The sequence below is a fragment of the Pseudaminobacter soli (ex Zhang et al. 2022) genome (assembly GCF_014595955.1).
In the GTDB taxonomy this organism is placed as follows: Bacteria; Pseudomonadota; Alphaproteobacteria; order Rhizobiales; family Rhizobiaceae; genus Kumtagia; species Kumtagia pseudosoli.
Genome location: NZ_JABVCF010000008.1, coordinates 186,146 through 202,138, shown reverse-complemented (window position 1 = coordinate 202,138; position 15,993 = coordinate 186,146). Strand labels below are relative to the sequence as shown.

Annotated in this window: 16 protein-coding genes and 1 tRNA gene; 12 read left to right on the top strand and 5 right to left on the bottom strand. The window is 64.6% G+C overall.

All coding sequences use genetic code 11. The annotated features are described in order from the left end of the window. Positions 1-12 precede the first annotated feature (12 nt). Together HUI96_RS16370 and HUI96_RS16365 are read left to right on the top strand one after the other, a co-directional pair. The gene (locus HUI96_RS16370; protein ID WP_188255738.1) at positions 13-1,011 is read left to right on the top strand and encodes a 4-hydroxyproline epimerase; all 999 of its coding nucleotides are present in this window, start codon (positions 13-15) and stop codon (positions 1,009-1,011) included. A gap of 14 nt (positions 1,012-1,025) precedes the next feature. Further along, complete coding sequence (locus tag HUI96_RS16365; protein ID WP_188255737.1) at positions 1,026-1,826, top strand: pyrroline-5-carboxylate reductase family protein; 801 nt, start codon at positions 1,026-1,028, stop codon at positions 1,824-1,826. A 557-nt stretch (positions 1,827-2,383) separates the two neighbouring features. Here HUI96_RS16365 and HUI96_RS16360 read toward each other — a convergent pair. Further along, positions 2,384-2,473: transfer RNA gene (locus HUI96_RS16360), tRNA-Ser, on the bottom strand. 284 nt (positions 2,474-2,757) lie between these two features. Here HUI96_RS16360 and HUI96_RS16355 point away from each other — a divergent pair. The 4 genes from HUI96_RS16355 (at position 2,758) to HUI96_RS16340 (ending at position 6,264) form a co-directional block, all read left to right on the top strand. Continuing rightward, positions 2,758-3,078 (top strand): hypothetical protein, encoded by a 321-nt coding sequence (locus HUI96_RS16355; protein WP_188255736.1) that lies wholly within the window; start codon positions 2,758-2,760, stop codon positions 3,076-3,078. 25 nt (positions 3,079-3,103) lie between these two features. Then, a complete protein-coding gene (gene msrA, locus HUI96_RS16350; RefSeq protein WP_188255735.1) occupies positions 3,104-3,772 on the top strand; it encodes a peptide-methionine (S)-S-oxide reductase MsrA in 669 nt (222 codons plus the stop codon). A gap of 328 nt (positions 3,773-4,100) precedes the next feature. Next, on the top strand, positions 4,101-5,090 hold the full coding sequence (locus HUI96_RS16345) for a BMP family lipoprotein (protein ID WP_188255734.1): 990 nt from the start codon (positions 4,101-4,103) through the stop codon (positions 5,088-5,090). 67 nt (positions 5,091-5,157) lie between these two features. Beyond that, complete coding sequence (locus HUI96_RS16340; RefSeq protein WP_188255733.1) at positions 5,158-6,264, top strand: MFS transporter; 1,107 nt, start codon at positions 5,158-5,160, stop codon at positions 6,262-6,264. Between the two features lie 677 nt (positions 6,265-6,941). Here HUI96_RS16340 and HUI96_RS16335 read toward each other — a convergent pair. Next, positions 6,942-7,151: a SlyX family protein gene (locus HUI96_RS16335; protein ID WP_188255732.1), complete on the bottom strand. Its 210-nt coding sequence runs from the start codon at positions 7,149-7,151 to the stop codon at positions 6,942-6,944. A 183-nt stretch (positions 7,152-7,334) separates the two neighbouring features. Between HUI96_RS16335 and HUI96_RS16330 the strand changes: the two genes are divergently transcribed. The 6 genes from HUI96_RS16330 (at position 7,335) to deoA (ending at position 13,572) form a co-directional block, all read left to right on the top strand. Continuing rightward, positions 7,335-8,867: an ABC transporter ATP-binding protein gene (locus HUI96_RS16330; RefSeq protein WP_188255731.1), complete on the top strand. Its 1,533-nt coding sequence runs from the start codon at positions 7,335-7,337 to the stop codon at positions 8,865-8,867. Then, entirely contained in the window at positions 8,864-10,003 is a 1,140-nt protein-coding gene (locus HUI96_RS16325; protein WP_188255730.1) for an ABC transporter permease, read from the top strand. The genes HUI96_RS16330 and HUI96_RS16325 overlap by 4 nt, the downstream gene beginning before the upstream one ends. Before the next feature lies 1 nt (position 10,004). Then, positions 10,005-10,976: an ABC transporter permease gene (locus tag HUI96_RS16320; protein WP_188255729.1), complete on the top strand. Its 972-nt coding sequence runs from the start codon at positions 10,005-10,007 to the stop codon at positions 10,974-10,976. Positions 10,977-11,051: 75 nt separating this feature from the next. After that, complete coding sequence (gene cdd / locus HUI96_RS16315; protein ID WP_188255728.1) at positions 11,052-11,444, top strand: cytidine deaminase; 393 nt, start codon at positions 11,052-11,054, stop codon at positions 11,442-11,444. Next, positions 11,441-12,241 carry a purine-nucleoside phosphorylase gene (locus HUI96_RS16310; protein WP_188255727.1) on the top strand — a complete coding sequence of 267 codons (801 nt, stop codon included), beginning with the start codon at positions 11,441-11,443 and terminating at the stop codon, positions 12,239-12,241. Before cdd ends, HUI96_RS16310 begins: the two co-directional genes overlap by 4 nt. Before the next feature lie 11 nt (positions 12,242-12,252). Continuing rightward, a complete protein-coding gene (gene deoA / locus HUI96_RS16305) occupies positions 12,253-13,572 on the top strand; it encodes a thymidine phosphorylase (RefSeq protein WP_188255845.1) in 1,320 nt (439 codons plus the stop codon). 2 nt (positions 13,573-13,574) lie between these two features. Here the strand turns inward: deoA and HUI96_RS16300 are convergent, their stop codons facing one another. From HUI96_RS16300 to HUI96_RS16290, 3 genes are all read right to left on the bottom strand, one after another. Beyond that, positions 13,575-14,129: a retropepsin-like aspartic protease family protein gene (locus HUI96_RS16300; RefSeq protein WP_188255726.1), complete on the bottom strand. Its 555-nt coding sequence runs from the start codon at positions 14,127-14,129 to the stop codon at positions 13,575-13,577. Positions 14,130-14,242: 113 nt separating this feature from the next. Next, positions 14,243-14,872 (bottom strand): uracil phosphoribosyltransferase, encoded by a 630-nt coding sequence (gene upp, locus HUI96_RS16295; RefSeq protein ID WP_188255725.1) that lies wholly within the window; start codon positions 14,870-14,872, stop codon positions 14,243-14,245. A gap of 96 nt (positions 14,873-14,968) precedes the next feature. Further along, the gene (locus HUI96_RS16290; protein WP_188255724.1) at positions 14,969-15,943 is read right to left on the bottom strand and encodes an adenosine deaminase; all 975 of its coding nucleotides are present in this window, start codon (positions 15,941-15,943) and stop codon (positions 14,969-14,971) included. Positions 15,944-15,993: the final 50 nt, after the last annotated feature.

Sequence of the window (15,993 nt, the reverse complement as noted above, 5' to 3'; positions counted from 1 at the left end):
AGGAAACATCGCATGCGCCGTAGCTTCTTCTGTATCGATTCCCATACCTGCGGAAACCCGGTGAGACTGGTGGCGGGCGGCGCTCCCCTGCTGCCCCACCTGCCTATTGCCGAACGTCGGAAGCTATTTGTCCGCGATCATGACTGGGTCCGGCAGGCGCTGATGTTCGAACCGCGCGGACACGACATCATGTCGGGGGCGATCATCTATCCTGCCTACCGTGAGGACTGCGATTTCGCCGTGATCTTCATCGAGGTCAGCGGATGCCTGCCGATGTGCGGGGCCGGCACGATCGGCCTCGTGACAGCGGCGGTCGAGGAAGGCCTCGTGACGCCCCGGATGCCGGGCAGGCTCTCCATCGAGACTCCCGCCGGCAGGGTTGATATCGAATACGAGAAACCGGGCGAGTTCGTGGACTCCGTCCGGATGTTCAACGTCGCCAGCTATCTGCATGCCGTCGACATAGCCGTTGAGGTCCCGGGCGTCGGTCGGCTCGTCGTCGATATAGCCTACGGTGGCAACTACTACGCTGTCGTCGAGCCACAGGAGTCCTGGCAGGGCCTAGACGGCATGTCGGCGAGCGAGATCGTGGATCTCAGCCGCGCTCTCCGCGAAGCGCTCGGGGCTATTTGCGATCCGGTTCATCCCGAAGATGAAGGCATACGCGGCGTGCACCACGCCATCTGGTGCGACAGTCCATCAAGCGACAATGCCGATGGGCGCGGCGCGGTATTCTATGGCGACAAGGCGATCGACAGATCTCCGGGCGGCACCGGAACTTCGGCTCGCATGGCGCAGCTCTATGGCAAGGGCCGGCTCAAGGCCGGCGACACGTTCCGACAGGAAAGCCTGATCGGGACCGTGTTTGAAGGCCGGATCGAGGCGGAGGCGCGTATAGGCCCCTTCCAGGGCATCCAGCCGAGTGTCGGCGGCTGGGCACGCATTATTGGCCACAATACGATCTTCGTGGATGATCGCGATCCGTTAGCACACGGGTTCCAGATCAGATAGTTAGAGGGGAACTCATGGTTGACGTCGGACGCGTCGGAATAATCGGCGGAGCAGGATGGCTTGGAACGGCAATGGCGAAGGCGCTTGTCGGTTCAGGCACCGTTACTGCCGAACGGCTGATCTGTTCCTTCCGCAGCAGAAAACCGGAAAACTCGGTGGAATGCGCCTGGACGCAGGATAACAGGCAATTGGTCGAACGGTCCGACGTCGTCATCCTGTCCGTGCGGCCCGGCGACTGGAACAGCATCGACGTGGATGCGGCTGGAAAGCTCGTTATCTCGGTCATGGCCGGGGTGACTGTGGGAGAAATCGGCAGGAGAACGGGCTCCGCCCGCGTGGCGCGCGCCCTGCCAAATGCCGCCGCAGAAATCGGTTATTCCTACACCCCGTTCTTTTTGTCATCCTCCGAACCGCAGGATCAAGACATCGTAAGCACGCTTTTCCGCAGTTGCGGCGAAGTCGACGCCGTGACGAAGGAGGAGCACATCGATTATTTCACCGCGATGACCGGCTCCGGCGCTGCATTTCCCGCGCTTCTGGCCGATGCGATGACGCAGGACGCAATCGGGCGGGGCGTGCCATCCGATGTCGCCCGTCGCGCGGCGCAGCAGGTCATCATCGGGGCGGGACGACTCCAGGAACACAACGGCGCGTCTGCTACCGAGACGGTCAAATCCTACGTGGACTACAAGGGAACAACGGCGGCTGGCATCCTGGCGATGCGCGACAAAGGCTTCAACAATGCGGTCGTCGCGGGCCTGGACGCCGCGTTCGAGAAGGCGCGGGCATTGTCCGTCAAATCGGGTACGGGTTGATAGGACATTTGGGCATAAGCCAATGGTAACAGAGCACCGATCGAAATTCGCTGCTTGCTTGCTCTCTATGCTTTCCTCGTTCGGCCTGTCTGATGAGACGGAATAAGCCGAGACGAGTGCTTGTGCATTGTCCCAGAAATGGCCGGTGTCCATGTGGTCGGCCCGGTGCCCGGCGTGGCAGACGGCTAAAGCTGCTGGCGACAGAGGAGGCCATCGATGACGTCATGGACGTGAACCTCAGGGATGAGAAGGCTATTCAGTAGCTGACCTCCTGCGCGAGCGCGGTGTCCTCGATAACATGACCATGCGCCGGTTCAGCCAAGAGTCGCAGCGCAACTCATCCGGGATGTCCGACGGTTCGCAAGTTTCCTTGGCCGACCGCCGGAGACAGCGGATGACTTGCGCCGGTTCCAGGTCGAGCAGCAGGCCATGAACAGCATCGTGTCGGCGCCGCTGCGCTGGGCGCGCCATCGCCAAAGCCATTGTGTACCACCACGGCAGCTGCAAGCCGATGACTTTGCTGAGGATTATGGCCCGTCAAGAGCTTAGCCGAGCTCTGGCGGAGAGAGGGGGATTCGAACCCCCGATACGGTTTCCCGTATACACGCGTTCCAGGCGTGCGCCTTAAACCACTCGGCCACCTCTCCCGCCGCATCCGCGAGATGCCTAGCGGATGCGGCGCTGTCTAGTGCATCTGCAGCGCCATGCCAAGCCTCGTTTGCGCTGTCTTGATAAGTGATGCCGACTTAGCCGGCGAACGCGGCTCCGGGATCCCGCGCAAGGAGGGCCTCCGCTCGGGAGTGGCGATTGGATAATGAGCGGCTTCGGCCCCCAAAAACCCTGGCCCGCGCTCAATTCGGCGTGTGCCGCATTGAACTTGCCTGCTCGCGGCCATATTCTCGGCAAGCCCGAAAAGTGCCGCCTGGATAGCATGATACGGTTCGTCTTTCGCCTGCTTTCCCTCTTTGCACTGTCGGTGGCGGTCATCATGATCGTCCTCGATTCGACGCGGTCGATCGCGGTTTCGGCGCCGGTGATGACGCCGCTTGTTCAGAGTTGGCAAGCCGTGTCGCCGGAGACCATCCTGGCTGCGCGGCAGTTCAGTGACGCACGGCTCAGCCCGATGATCTGGCAACTGGTCGTCGAGCCGATCCTGGCCCTTCCGGGTTTTGCGGTTTTCCTGGGTTTGGCGCTCCTATTCCATGCGATCGGCAGGCGCCCGCAGCGCGCCGCCCGCCGGCTCGCCGTCTAGCCCCGATCGAGCAGAGGCACATGCAATGTTCTTCCTGAGCGATATGCTGAACAAGAAGCTGAAGATTCCCACGGCGGAAGAGGCGCTCCCCGGTCGCGCCTCGCCGATCCCGACGGCGACGCACCATTTCGTTTCGAAGCGTCCGCTGGCTGGCCCTTATCCTGAGGGCCTGGAGAATGCTTTGTTTGGCATGGGGTGCTTCTGGGGCGCGGAGCGCATGTTCTGGCAGACCGAAGGTATCTGGGTCACGGCAGTCGGCTATGCGGGAGGCACCACCCCCAATCCGACATACCAGGAGACCTGCACCGGGTTGACCGGACATGCCGAGGTCGTTCTGGTGGTGTTCGATCCGAAGATCATCTCCTATTCGGACCTCCTAAAACTGTTCTGGGAAAACCACGACCCGACCCAGGGCATGCGCCAGGGCAACGACGTCGGCACGACCTACCGTTCGGTGATCTACACCTTCGGCGACGAACAACTCGCGGCGGCCAAGGCCTCGCGCGACGCCTACCAGGCGTCGCTCGATGCGGCGGGGCGCGGCAGGATCACCACCGAGATCGCGCCGGCGCCGGACTTCTACTTCGCGGAGGAAGACCACCAGCAGTATCTGGCCAAGAACCCTTTCGGCTATTGCAACCTGCGTGGCACTGGCGTGTCCTGTCCCGCGCCACAGGCCGCCTCCGCCGGTTGATCAGCGCGACCATCCCTCCCTCTTGCGGGGAGGGTGGCCGCGGAGCGGCCGGAAGGGGTGGTCGTGGCAATGCGCCAACCTGATTGACTTCTTGATCAGCGTGGAGAACGGGCGCCAGAACCCCTCCCGCCTCGCCTCGCTCGGCACCCTCGCCTCAAGGGGGAGGGGCAGGTCGTGCGTTTCACCAAGCTCCCAAAATTCCGCGTGAATTTTGCTTAAGCCCATGTAAAGTGGCCGCCAAGCGGTCGCCTTTGGCGTGCCGCGGGCCGCGTGCACCTTCAGGTGCCACGGTACTGCCGATCAAAGAAACCGACAGGGTGTGGAACACATGAAGCGTCTCGTTCTCGGCCTCCTGGCCGCAACCGCATTTATTGTCCCGGCTTTGGCCGAGGACATCAAGCCGGCGATCATCTACGATCTCGGCGGCAAGTTCGACAAGTCCTTCAACGAATCGGCCTTCAACGGCGCCGAGAAGTTCAAGGCGGAGACCGGCATCGACTATCGCGACTTCGAAATCCAGAACGATGCCCAGCGCGAGCAGGCGCTCCGCAAGTTCGCCGAGGACGGGAACAACCCGATCGTGATGGCCGGCTTCTCCTGGGCGGCCGCACTGGAGAAGGTCTCGGCCGATTTCCCCGACACCAAGTTCGCCATCATCGACATGGTCGTCGACAAGCCGAATGTCCGCTCGGTGGTGTACAAGGAACAGGAAGGTTCCTATGTGGTCGGTGTGATGGCGGCCCTTGCGTCGAAGTCCAAGGTAGTGGGCTTCATCGGCGGCATGGATATCCCACTGATCCGCCGCTTCGGCTGCGGTTACGTCGGCGGCGCCAAGGCGGCCGGCGCAACCAACGTCATCTACAACATGACCGGCGATACCCCGGCGGCGTGGAACGACCCGACCAAGGGCGGCGAGATCGCCAAGGCGCAGATGGACCAGAGCGCGGACGTGGTCTACGCCGCGGCTGGCGGAACGGGTGTCGGGGTGCTGCAGGCTGCGGCTGACGCCGGCAAGCTCGGCATCGGCGTCGACTCCAACCAGAACGGACTGCAGCCCGGCAAGATCCTGACGTCGATGGTCAAGCGTGTCGATGTCGCCGTCTACAACGCCTTCACCGACGCCAAGGACGGAAAATTCACGCCCGGCATCAACGACCTCGGCCTCAAGGAAGGCGGCGTCGACTATGCCATGGATGACAACAACAAGGACCTGGTGACGGACGAGATCAAGGCGGCGGCCGAAAAGGCCAAGGCCGACATCATCGCCGGCACCGTCAAGGTGCACGACTACATGTCGGACAACGCCTGCCCGTACTGATCTTCGATCCGCAGTCTTGGAAGCCGCCGGTAATACCGGCGGCTTTTTTGCGCAGACGGGGAGGAGGATGCGCCTTCTATCCATCGTGGCCTTGCTCGCCGCCGGCATCCTGGCCGGTACGCAGCTTGGCAAGATCGCGCCGCTGGTCGGCTGGTATCAGCAGGAGATCGGCTTTTCGCTGGTCCTGACCGGCTGGTTCACGGCGATGATCGGCATTTTCGTTGCGCTTGCCGCACTTCCTGCAGGCTGGGCGATCGAGCGGGTTGGGACGCGACGCTCCTTCGTCATCGCCTCGCTTGTTCTGATGGTCGGCGGAGTCGCGCTCGCGTTCCTGAGGTCTCCTGCGGCCATTCTCGCCGCTCGCCTGATGGAGGGGTTGGGCTATCTCGTTTTGGTGATCACGATACCGGCCCTGCTCAACTCCATTCCCGCGCCGAAATGGCGGGCTCCCGCCCTCGCGGTGTGGGGCGGCTTCGTGCCGCTCGGCTATGCGGTCGGCGATTATCTGGCGCGCGCGGCTGATGCGCCTTCAGCGCCGGGCCGGTATCTTCTGGCTGCCATCCTCCTGTTCGGCTTGTTCGCTGCTCTCGCCACCCTCCTTCTGGCCCGTGTGCCTGACGGCAGCGAAGCTCCGGCCAACGGGACTGGCGCGTTCGGCGGCTTTGCTGCGACCATGACGCTGCCGGTGGTGATCGTGGCCCTGGCCTTCGGGCTCTACGTCATCCTGTCGATCGGCTTCTTCACCTTCCTGCCAGCCTTCGTTGAGCGCTCGGCCTCGTCAATCGCGCTCGCGGCCGGTGCGATCTCGCTGACCGTGCCGCTCGGTAATCTTCTCGCCGGACTGCTGGTGCGCGGCGGAGCGCGCAACGCTCTGCTCCTTGCCGCGCTCGGCTTCGCCGCGACTGCCTTGGCGGCATGGCCGACCTTCGCCGTCTCAATCCAGGCGACCGCGACCATGTCTATGGTCCTGTTCGCCGTCGCAGGCGGCGTCATCGCCTCGGCTCTGTTCGCCGCGATTCCCGCGGTCGTGCCGCCGGGAGGATCAACTGCGGTCGCGATCGGGTTGGTTTGCCAGGCCGGTGGCATCGGAACAGTCATTGGCCCACCGCTTGCAGCGCAAGTGATCGACGCCTATTCGTGGACCGGCTTTGCGCTTTTCATGGTTGCGGTCTGAATCGCCGCCCTCGGGACGCTAGCGCCCTTGCTGTTCGTCAGAACATCGATCGCGGCCGCATCGGTGCCTCGGCAATAAACGACAGGACCCTCGTCGCGGGCTCTACGTTATTTTCTAGCCTGCCTGGCCGGTCTGGACGAGCGCGGCGGCCGCAGGGGCATCGGCGTGCGAGGAGGTTCCTGCAAGAAAGCCAAGGCCGAACGCCGCCAGCAGGCCGATCACCAAGAGCGCGCTCTGGCCGGCTGCGAGTCGGTCGTTCCGAAACCCGGAACTGAGCCGGTCAAGAGCCTGGGTCCGGAGCGAAGGATGGTGAGCAGCGGAGGCCGATCGTCCATGCGCTTGAAGTCGCACGTGCGGGAGGCGGACGAGCCTGTCGGAGACGGCACGCCATCTGCGTCCGGGCATGGTTTGCCGGGCCCGCTGTGGAGCCGACACCCGAGCTTGCAACGATATCCTGAGCGTCGTCGCGTCGCCGAGCGATGGCTTGGCGCGGTGCGTCTTTCTCCTCTCATCAAGGACATAGATCTGCGCAGCACGCGTCGAGTTTTCGTTTTCTATCATGTCAGTAAGACACCCACCTGCCGAGATAATGCCGCAGGCCAGCCGTGCTTGTATAGGGGAAAGCGGAATATCGGGACGGAATCATATCAGAGCCCGTCCGCTGTGACCGCCGTGCCTCACCAGTGCGGCGGCTTTGTGACCGGAACGTCCGGCCGCACTTCCTCCTCCAGAGACAGGAAGCGGTCGACCAAGGCGTCCAGCTTCTTCTGCATCCGGTCCATCGTCTTCCACTGTTCGGCGATCTGTCCGGACAGTTCCTCGATCACCTTCTCCTGCTCGGCGGCGCGGATTTCGAGCGTCGTGATACGGTCGTTGGGCTCGGTCATGGGGTGCTCCGGGAGCGGTCGAGTTCCGCTGCATGTGCGCGGCTTCTATCCGGCTCGTGTTCGAAATTGACAAGATGCGTGCTCTCTGCCGACATTAGTGGGGGACGCGGGCGATTGGCAGGGGAGATCGCGCGTGCTAGCGGATTTGACCAACCAATAAAACAAGACAGAGGCGGGCGGGGGATGGCTGAAGCCGCAATCCAGCTCATAGGGATAAATAAGAGCTTCGGACCGGTTCGGGCCAATCGCGACATCAATCTCGAAGTCGAGCGCGGAACCATCCACGGCATCATCGGCGAGAACGGCGCCGGTAAGTCGACACTGATGTCGATCCTCTACGGCTTCTACCAGGCCGACAGCGGCGAGGTCCGGGTCGGCGGCAAGCCGATTGCCATCAACACGCCGAACGATGCCATCGCGGTCGGCATCGGTATGGTCCATCAGCATTTCATGCTGGTGGAGAATTTCACGGTCATCGAGAACGTTATCCTCGGCGCCGAAGGCGAGGCGTTGCTCAAGTCCTCGATCTCCAAGGCGCGCTCCGAACTGCAGCGGCTGGAGCGCGAATATGGCCTCGAAGTCGATCCGGACGCGGTGATCGAGGAACTGCCGGTCGGCCTGCAGCAGCGCGTCGAGATCCTGAAGGCGCTTTATCGCGGCGCCGACATCCTCATCCTCGACGAGCCGACAGGCGTGCTGACGCCGGCCGAAGCCGACCACCTCTTCCGCATCCTCAAGATGCTCAAGGACCAGGGCAAGACGGTGGTGCTGATCACCCACAAGCTCAGGGAGATCATGGCGATCACCGACACGGTGTCGGTCATGCGGCAGGGGACGATGGTGGCGACCCGCAAGACCTCCGAGACGACCGTGGAGGAACTCGCCGAACTGATGGTCGGCCGCCGCGTGCTCCTGCGCGTCGAGAAGGGGGAGCCCAGGCCTGCCGACGTGAAGCTCTCCGTGAGCAACCTCACCGTCCGGGATTCGCGCGGCGTGGTCATGGTCGACGACGTTTCGCTCGACGTGCACGCAGGCGAGATCGTCGGGATCGCCGGGGTCGCCGGAAACGGCCAGTCCGAGCTGCTCGAGGCTATCGCCGGTACGCGGAATGCGGAGGCCGGGACCGTGATGCTCGACGGACGGCCGGTCGACGTGACCGGCCACGTTGACCCGGGCGAACTGCGCGATCGCGGACTGGCCCATGTGCCGGAGGACCGGCACCATGTGGGATTGGTGTTGGCCTTCGAGGAGGCGGAGAACTCGATCCTCGGCTATCACGACAAGCCGCAATACCTGAGGGGCCCATTCCTCAACATCGAGGCGATTCACGCGGATGCGCGCGACAAGATCGCGAAATACGATATCCGCCCGGCCAGCGACCGGCTGAAGACGGCGAATTTTTCCGGCGGCAACCAGCAGAAGATCGTGCTTGCCCGCGAGATGGAGCAGGATCCGACCGTGCTGCTCGTCGGCCAGCCGACCCGCGGCGTGGACGTCGGCGCCATCGAATTCATCCACAAGCGGCTGATCGCGATGCGCGACGCCGGCAAGGCGGTGCTGCTGGTCTCGGTCGAACTCGACGAGATCCGCTCGCTCTCCGATCGCATCCTGGTGATGTTCGCCGGCCGTATTGTCGGCGAGCGAGGGCCGGACGCCAGCGAAGGCGAACTCGGCCTGCTGATGGCGGGCGTCGAGCAGAGAGAAGCAGCCGAATGAGCGCCCCCTTCGCAAGGTTGCCGCGCTGGGCCGACTACGGGCTCATTCCGGTCATCAACCTGATCGTCGCCTTTCTCGTGGCGGGCATTGTCGTGCTGCTGGTGGGGGAGAACCCGATCGACGCGGCAGGCATCCTGGTCAAGGGCGCCTTCGGCTCCGGCCAGAACATCGCCTATACGTTGTACTACGCGACCAGTTTCATCTTCACCGGTCTCGCTGTCGCGGTTGCGTTTCATTGCGGCCTCTTCAACATCGGTGGGGAGGGGCAGGCTTACATTGCCGGGCTCGGCGTGGCGGTCGTCTGCCTCACCTTCGACGGCGTACTGCCTTGGTGGCTGACTTTCCCCCTCGCCATCGCCGCCGCAGCAGCGGTGGGAGCGGCATGGGCCTTCATTCCTGCCTATCTGCAGGCCAGGCGGGGCTCGCACATCGTCATCACCACGATCATGTTCAACTTTATCGCGGCGAGCGCGATGGTCTATTTGCTGGTCGGGCCGCTCAAGCCCGCGGGATCGATGGCGCCGCAGACCCGCGACTTCCTGGCAGGGGCGCAGCTTCCGAAGCTCGGCTGGGTGCTCGAGGCGATGGGCATGTCCGTCCGTTCGGCGCCGCTCAACATCTCCTTCCTGCTGGCGCTCCTCATGGCCTGGGCGGTCTGGCTGCTGATCTGGCGCACCAAGCTCGGCTACGAGATGCGCACCTTCGGCTTCAGCCCAAAGGCGGCGCGCTATGCCGGTATCTCCGACGTCCGCATGATCATCATCGGGATGCTGATTTCGGGAGGCCTGGCGGGCATGATGGCGCTGAACCCGATCATGGGCGACCAGCACCACATGACGCTCGACTTCGTCGCAGGCGCCGGCTTCGTCGGCATCGCAGTGGCGCTTATGGGCCGCTCGCATCCCGCCGGCATCGTGCCCGCCGCCGTGCTGTTCGGCGTGCTCTACCAGGGCGGCGCGGAACTCGCCTTCGAGATGCCCAACATCTCGCGCGACATGATCGTCATCATCCAGGGCCTGGTGATCCTCTTCGCGGGGGCGCTGGAGCACATGTTCCGTCCCTACGTGCAGACGGTGTTCGCCTCGCTCAGCCCGCGCACCATGGGCGTTCCTGCGCCGAAGGGGGAGGGCGCCTGATATGGCTTTCGTGGACGCACTCGCCCAACTGATTGACGCGACCATCCGTGTCTCGGTGCCGCTGCTGCTCGCCTGCCTCGCCGGCCTCTATTCCGAGCGGTCCGGCATCTTCGACATCGGCCTCGAGGGCAAGATGCTGGCCGGCGCCTTCGCCGGCGCCTCCGCCGCCGCGGTCTCCGGCTCGGCTTGGGTTGGGCTGGGCATGGCGATTCTCATCGCCGTCTGTCTAGCTCTGGTGCACGGCTTCGCCTCGATCACTCACCGTGGAAACCAAATTGTGTCCGGCGTGGCGATCAACTTCATCGCCGCCGGATCCACCATCATCCTCGGCCAGGCCTGGTTCAGCCAGGGCGGCCGCACCCCGCCGCTGTCGGGGCCGGCCCGGTTCGAGGCGATCACGCTGCCCGGCGCGGACGCCCTACGCGACGTGCCGGTCATCGGTCTCATCTATTCCGAGTTGATCTCCGGCCATTCGATCCTGGTCTACGTGGCCTTCCTCATGGTGCCGCTCACCTGGTGGGTCCTGTTCCGCACCCGCTTCGGCCTGAGACTCCGGGCAGTCGGCGAGAACCCCGCCGCGGTCGACACGGCGGGCATTTCCGTGACCTGGCTGCGCTATCGGGCTGTAATCCTGACCGGCGTGCTCACCGGTGTGGCCGGGGCCTATCTCTCCATCGCGCAGAACGCCGGCTTCGTGAAGGACATGACCGCCGGCAAGGGCTTCATCGCGCTGGCCGCGCTGATTTTCGCCAAGTGGAAGCCGGTTCCCGCCATGTTCGCGTGCTTGCTCTTCGGCTTCCTCGACGCCGCCTCGATCCGCTTCCAGGGTATGGCCTGGCCGGTGATCGGCAAGGTCCCGGTGCAGCTCGTCAACGCACTGCCGTTCATCCTGACCATCATCCTGCTCGCCGGGTTCATCGGCAAGGCGATCCCGCCGCGCGCCGGCGGCGTGCCCTATGTGAAGGAGCGGTGATGGCGCTCCCGGGGGTCGAAACGATCTCTACTCAATCGGTTTCGAAGCCCCGGTCGATCAGTCGCGGAGGCCGCCATGTCCCATGACCTCTTCCTCGCCGCGCGCGCGGCGATGGCCAGGGCCTACGTGCCTTACTCCAAATTCCCCGTCGGAGCGGCGATCCGCACGAGCGACGGGCGGGTCTATTCCGGCTGCAACATCGAGAACGCCTCGTTCCCCGAGGGCTGGTGCGCCGAGACGACGGCGCTTGGCCACTATGTCATGGAAGGCGGCGGCGAGATCGCCGAGATCGCAGTCGTCGCCGAGCGCATGGACCGGATCACGCCATGCGGCGGCTGCCGGCAGAGGCTGGCAGAGTTCTCCAGGCCGGACACGAAGCTCTACCTCTGCGACCAGGCGGGCGTCGTCGAGACGGTGACGATCGGCGACATCCTTCCCTTCGCCTTCGAAGGATGCGTGCTCAAATGACCGATGCCGTCGCGGTGCTGGTTGAACGTCTCGGTGGCCGCGTGCCGAAGGTCGCCGTCGTGCTTGGCTCGGGTTTGGGCGGGCTGATCGACGAGGTCGAGGACGCAACCACCATTCCGTATTCCGAACTGCCCGGCTTCCCGCAGAGCGGCGTCACCGGTCACGCCGGAACGCTCGTCGCGGGCCGCTTCGGCGGCACGGAAGTCATCCTGCTCGCCGGCCGCTCGCATTACTACGAGCACGGCAACGCGGCGGCGATGCGCCAGGCCCTCGAAGCGCTCGCCGGTATCGGCATCACGACCCTGATCCTTACCAACGCCGCGGGCTCCCTCGACCCGGAGATGTCGCCTGGATCGGTGATGCTGATCGAGGATCACATCAACTTCGCGGGGGCGAACCCGCTGATCGGTGAAAGCACCGATCGCCGCTTCATCGACATGACAGGCGCTTACGACCCGGACCTGCGGGCCGCGATCGAGAAGGCCGCCGAGGCGACCGGGACGACCCTGCACAAGGGCGTCTACATGTGGTTCTCCGGCCCCTCCTTCGAAACCCCGGCGGAGATCCGCATGGCCCGGGTGCTGGGTGCGACGGCGGTGGGCATGTCCACGGTTCCCGAAGTCATTCTCGCGCGATTCCTCGGGCTGCGCGTCGCCGCCTGCTCGGTCATCACCAATCTCGCCGCCGGGATGTCGGCAGTGGAACTGTCGCACGAGGAGACCAAGGAGATGGCGCCGCTCGGTGGACGCAGGCTGGCGGCGGTGCTGCGGAAGATGTTCGAGGAGGGGCTGCCATGACGCGCGCAGCCATGCTCCCCCAGGAAATCATCCGTGCCAAGCGCGACGGCCGCACCCTTCAGTCCCATGAGATAGCCGGCTTCATCGCTGGCCTGACTTCCGGTTCCGTTTCCGAAGGCCAGGCCGCGGCGCTCGCCATGGCGATCTTCCACAAGGGCATGCAGCGCGACGAGGCGGTGGCGCTCACGCTCGCGATGCGCGATTCCGGCGAGGTCCTCGACTGGTCCGATCTGCCGGGCCCGACAACCGACAAGCACTCGACCGGCGGCATCGGCGACAATGTCTCGCTGGTGCTGGCGCCGATCGTCGCCGCCTGCGGTGCCTATGTGCCGATGATCTCCGGGCGCGGCCTGGGGCATACCGGCGGCACGCTCGACAAGATGGACTCCATCCCCGGCTATGTGAGCCAGCCCGACAACGTGCTGTTCCGCAAGGCGGTGCGCGAGGCCGGCTGCGCGATCATCGGCCAGACGGCGGCGCTCGCGCCGGCCGATAAGCGGCTCTACGCCATCCGCGACGTCACGGCGACGGTGGAGTCGATCCCGCTGATCACCGCGTCGATCCTGTCGAAGAAGCTCGCGGCTGGGCTGCAGTCCCTGGTGCTGGACGTGAAGGTCGGCAACGGCGCCTTCATGGAAAGATCCCGCGACGCGGCCGCCCTGGCCCGCAGTCTGGTCGAGGTGGCCAATGGCGCAGGGCTGCGGACAACGGCGCTGATCACCGCCATGAACGAGCCTTTGGCCTCCGCCGCCGGCAACGCGGTCGAGGTGGCCAATGCCGTCGAATTTCTCACCGGGCGAAGGCGCGATCCGCGGCTGGAGAAGGTGACGCTTGCGCTCTGTGCCGAGATGCTTCTGTCCGCGGGCCTGGCGTCCTCGCAAGCCGATGGTCTGGCGCAGGCGCGCGAGGCGCTCGAAAGCGGGCGGGCAACGGAGCGGTTCGCCCGCATGGTGCGAGCGCTGGGCGGTCCGTCTGACTTCATCGAACGCTACGAGACCTACCTGCCGCGCGCGCCGGAAGAGCGCGTCGTGACGGCGCCGCGCGACGGTTATGTGGCTCAGATCGCGACGCGCGAACTCGGGCTGGCGGTTGTCGGGCTGGGCGGCGGGCGGACGAATCCGGGTGAGGCGATCGACCATGCCGTCGGCCTCTCGCGCCTGCTTCCGTTGGGCGCCGAGGTCCGCGCCGGCGAGCCACTGGCGATCGTCCATGCCCGCACTGCTGCCGATGCGGATGCTGCAGCGGCAGCAGTGATGGCCGCCCATTCGATCGGCGATTCAAGATCGGCGGCAAAGGACCCGGTCGTGCGCAGGATCACGCCGGACCGTTAGAGCTACTGCGCGAGCAGGAGGTTGCCCTCGCTGACCTCGAATTTCTTGAGGCGGCTGAGGAAGGCCATCCCGATGAGGACGACATCCAGGGCCTTATCCTCCAGCACCATCGCCGGGACGTTTTCGACGGAGATCCTGCCGATATCGACCCGGCCAAGCTCGACGGTTGCTGCGCGGGTCTTTCCGTTCGCCGTGTTCACGCTGCCTGTGAGATCGGAGGGCGAAATCTTGATCCCGATCCTCCGGGCGGTCGAAAAGTTCATCGCCACCAAGGTGGCTCCCGTATCGACCAGAGCAGTGACCGGGCGCCCGTTGATCTTGAACTCCGCCAGATAGTGGCCCCGCGGGTCGGCCTTGATCTCCACCTTTCGGCCGCTGATCCCCGAGGTTCGGGTGGCGGCCTGCTTGGCGATTTCAGCGGGGGGCTCGATGCCGACGCCCTGTTCTCTGCTTGAGCCTACCAGTGCCGCCACGGCCTCGGGGTTGGTCTTGTAGAGGACCGGCACCGAGGCCGAGACGCCCACGCAGATTCCGAAGATGATCGTCTTGCGAAGCATGGCCAAGCCGCTGTTGCTTCGCCTGCTCTACCCGATCGCTGCGAGCGAGTATTTAACGGACCGACGCCAGAGCCTTCACGATCGAAGTTTGGGTGAATCGGCGCTTAACGGGACTACTTAGTACCGTAAAGCCGATCGCCGGCGTCGCCGAGGCCGGGCACAATATAGCCTTTCTCGTTCAGCTGCCGGTCGAGCGAGGCGGTGAAGACCGGCACATCCGGGTGCGCGGATGTGAAGTGCTGCACTCCTTCGGGCGCGGCAAGCAGGCATAGGAAGCGGATGTTCGTGGCGCCGCGCTCCTTGAGCTTGTCCACCGCCGCCACGGCGGAGTTGGCGGTTGCCAGCATCGGATCGACGACGATCACGAGGCGGTCTCCGAGGTCGCTCGGCGACTTGAAGAAATACTCGACCGCCTCAAGCGTGTCGTGATCGCGATAAAGGCCGATATGAGCCACGCGCGCCGCTGGGACGAGGTCGAGCAGCCCTTCGAGAAGGCCGTTGCCGGCCCGCAGCACGGAGGCGAAGACGAGCTTCTTGCCCTCGAGCGTCGGGGCTTCCATCGTCTCGAGCGGCGTCTCGATCGTGGTGGTGGTCAGTTCCAGGTCGCGCGTCACCTCGTAGCCGAGGAGCAGCGATATTTCCTTGAGCAGCCGCCGGAAACTTGCCGTGGAGGTCTCCTTCTTGCGCATGATCGTCAGCTTGTGCTGGACGAGAGGGTGATCGATGACCGTTACGCCGCGCATGGCGACCTCCATGACTTCAGTTTGGCGGCGGGGATATTAGCGGCGCCGGGCGACGGGAGAAGCGCCAGACATCGTTCCATACACGATTTCCCCGGTTTATCGCGACTTGCGATCGAGGCGGGCGAACAGCGCCGCCTTGGTCTTGCGGTCGACGAAGGCCGCTTCGATCGCGGTCCGCGTCACTTTTGCAAGCGCCTTTTCGTCCATTCCGAAGTGCTCGGCCGCGATATCGTACTCCTTGCGCAGCGAGGTCCAGAAATAGGGCGGGTCGTCCGAGTTGAGCGTCACCTTGCAGCCGGCGGCGAGCAGTTTCGGAAAGGGATGGTCGGCGAATCTGGGAAAAACCTCGAGCGCGATGTTGGACCCCGGACAGCATTCCAGCACCACGCCCTGCTCGGCGATGCGCCGCACAAGGTCCGGATTCTCGATGGCCCGTACGCCATGCCCGATCCGGCTCGGCCGCAGGTGGTCGAGCGCCGCGGCGACGCTCTTCCAGCCGGCGAGTTCGCCCGCATGCACGGTGATGCCGAGCCCCGCCTCGCGTGCGATCTCGAAAGCCCGCACGTAGTCTTCTAAATCGCCGTGCCGTTCTTCTCCGCTCATGCCGAAGCCGGTGACGAGCGGGTTTTCGCGCCGGGCCGCGAAACGCGCGGCCGCCTCGACCGCCTCCACTCCGAAGTGGCGTATGCCCACCACGATCATCCGGCCCTCGATCCCGGTCTTGTCGCGGGCCCGCATGATTCCCTCGCCGAGCGCATCGGTATAGGCCTGCGGCGAAAGGCCCGCCTTCCGGGCGTGATCCGGTGAGATGAAGATCTCCGAATAGATCGCGCCATCGCGCGCCAGGCTCGTGAGATAGTGCTCCGTCAGCCGTGCATAGTCGTCCTCGCTGCGGAAAAGGTCGGCGGCGAAGTCGTAGGCTTCGAGGAAGGAGGTGAAGTCGTGCCAGACGAACGAGCCATCGCGGATATAGCGGGATGCGTCCGCTCCGTACTTCCGGGCCTGCTCGTTGACCAACTGCGGATCGGCGGCGCCCTCGATATGGCAGTGCAACTCGGCGCTCAGGCGCATGGTCCCCTCCCTGATGCGAAGCACGGATCGTTTACGGCCGTGCTGGACAA

Coding starts and splice junctions, on each gene's coding strand:
- HUI96_RS16370 (WP_188255738.1), top strand. CDS start 13: ATGCGCCGTAGCTTCTTCTGTATCGATTCCCATACCTGCGGAAACCCG.
- HUI96_RS16365 (WP_188255737.1), top strand. CDS start 1,026: ATGGTTGACGTCGGACGCGTCGGAATAATCGGCGGAGCAGGATGGCTT.
- HUI96_RS16355 (WP_188255736.1), top strand. CDS start 2,758: ATGATACGGTTCGTCTTTCGCCTGCTTTCCCTCTTTGCACTGTCGGTG.
- msrA (WP_188255735.1), top strand. CDS start 3,104: ATGTTCTTCCTGAGCGATATGCTGAACAAGAAGCTGAAGATTCCCACG.
- HUI96_RS16345 (WP_188255734.1), top strand. CDS start 4,101: ATGAAGCGTCTCGTTCTCGGCCTCCTGGCCGCAACCGCATTTATTGTC.
- HUI96_RS16340 (WP_188255733.1), top strand. CDS start 5,158: ATGCGCCTTCTATCCATCGTGGCCTTGCTCGCCGCCGGCATCCTGGCC.
- HUI96_RS16335 (WP_188255732.1), bottom strand. CDS start 7,151: ATGACCGAGCCCAACGACCGTATCACGACGCTCGAAATCCGCGCCGCC.
- HUI96_RS16330 (WP_188255731.1), top strand. CDS start 7,335: ATGGCTGAAGCCGCAATCCAGCTCATAGGGATAAATAAGAGCTTCGGA.
- HUI96_RS16325 (WP_188255730.1), top strand. CDS start 8,864: ATGAGCGCCCCCTTCGCAAGGTTGCCGCGCTGGGCCGACTACGGGCTC.
- HUI96_RS16320 (WP_188255729.1), top strand. CDS start 10,005: ATGGCTTTCGTGGACGCACTCGCCCAACTGATTGACGCGACCATCCGT.
- cdd (WP_188255728.1), top strand. CDS start 11,052: ATGTCCCATGACCTCTTCCTCGCCGCGCGCGCGGCGATGGCCAGGGCC.
- HUI96_RS16310 (WP_188255727.1), top strand. CDS start 11,441: ATGACCGATGCCGTCGCGGTGCTGGTTGAACGTCTCGGTGGCCGCGTG.
- deoA (WP_188255845.1), top strand. CDS start 12,253: ATGCTCCCCCAGGAAATCATCCGTGCCAAGCGCGACGGCCGCACCCTT.
- HUI96_RS16300 (WP_188255726.1), bottom strand. CDS start 14,129: ATGCTTCGCAAGACGATCATCTTCGGAATCTGCGTGGGCGTCTCGGCC.
- upp (WP_188255725.1), bottom strand. CDS start 14,872: ATGCGCGGCGTAACGGTCATCGATCACCCTCTCGTCCAGCACAAGCTG.
- HUI96_RS16290 (WP_188255724.1), bottom strand. CDS start 15,943: ATGCGCCTGAGCGCCGAGTTGCACTGCCATATCGAGGGCGCCGCCGAT.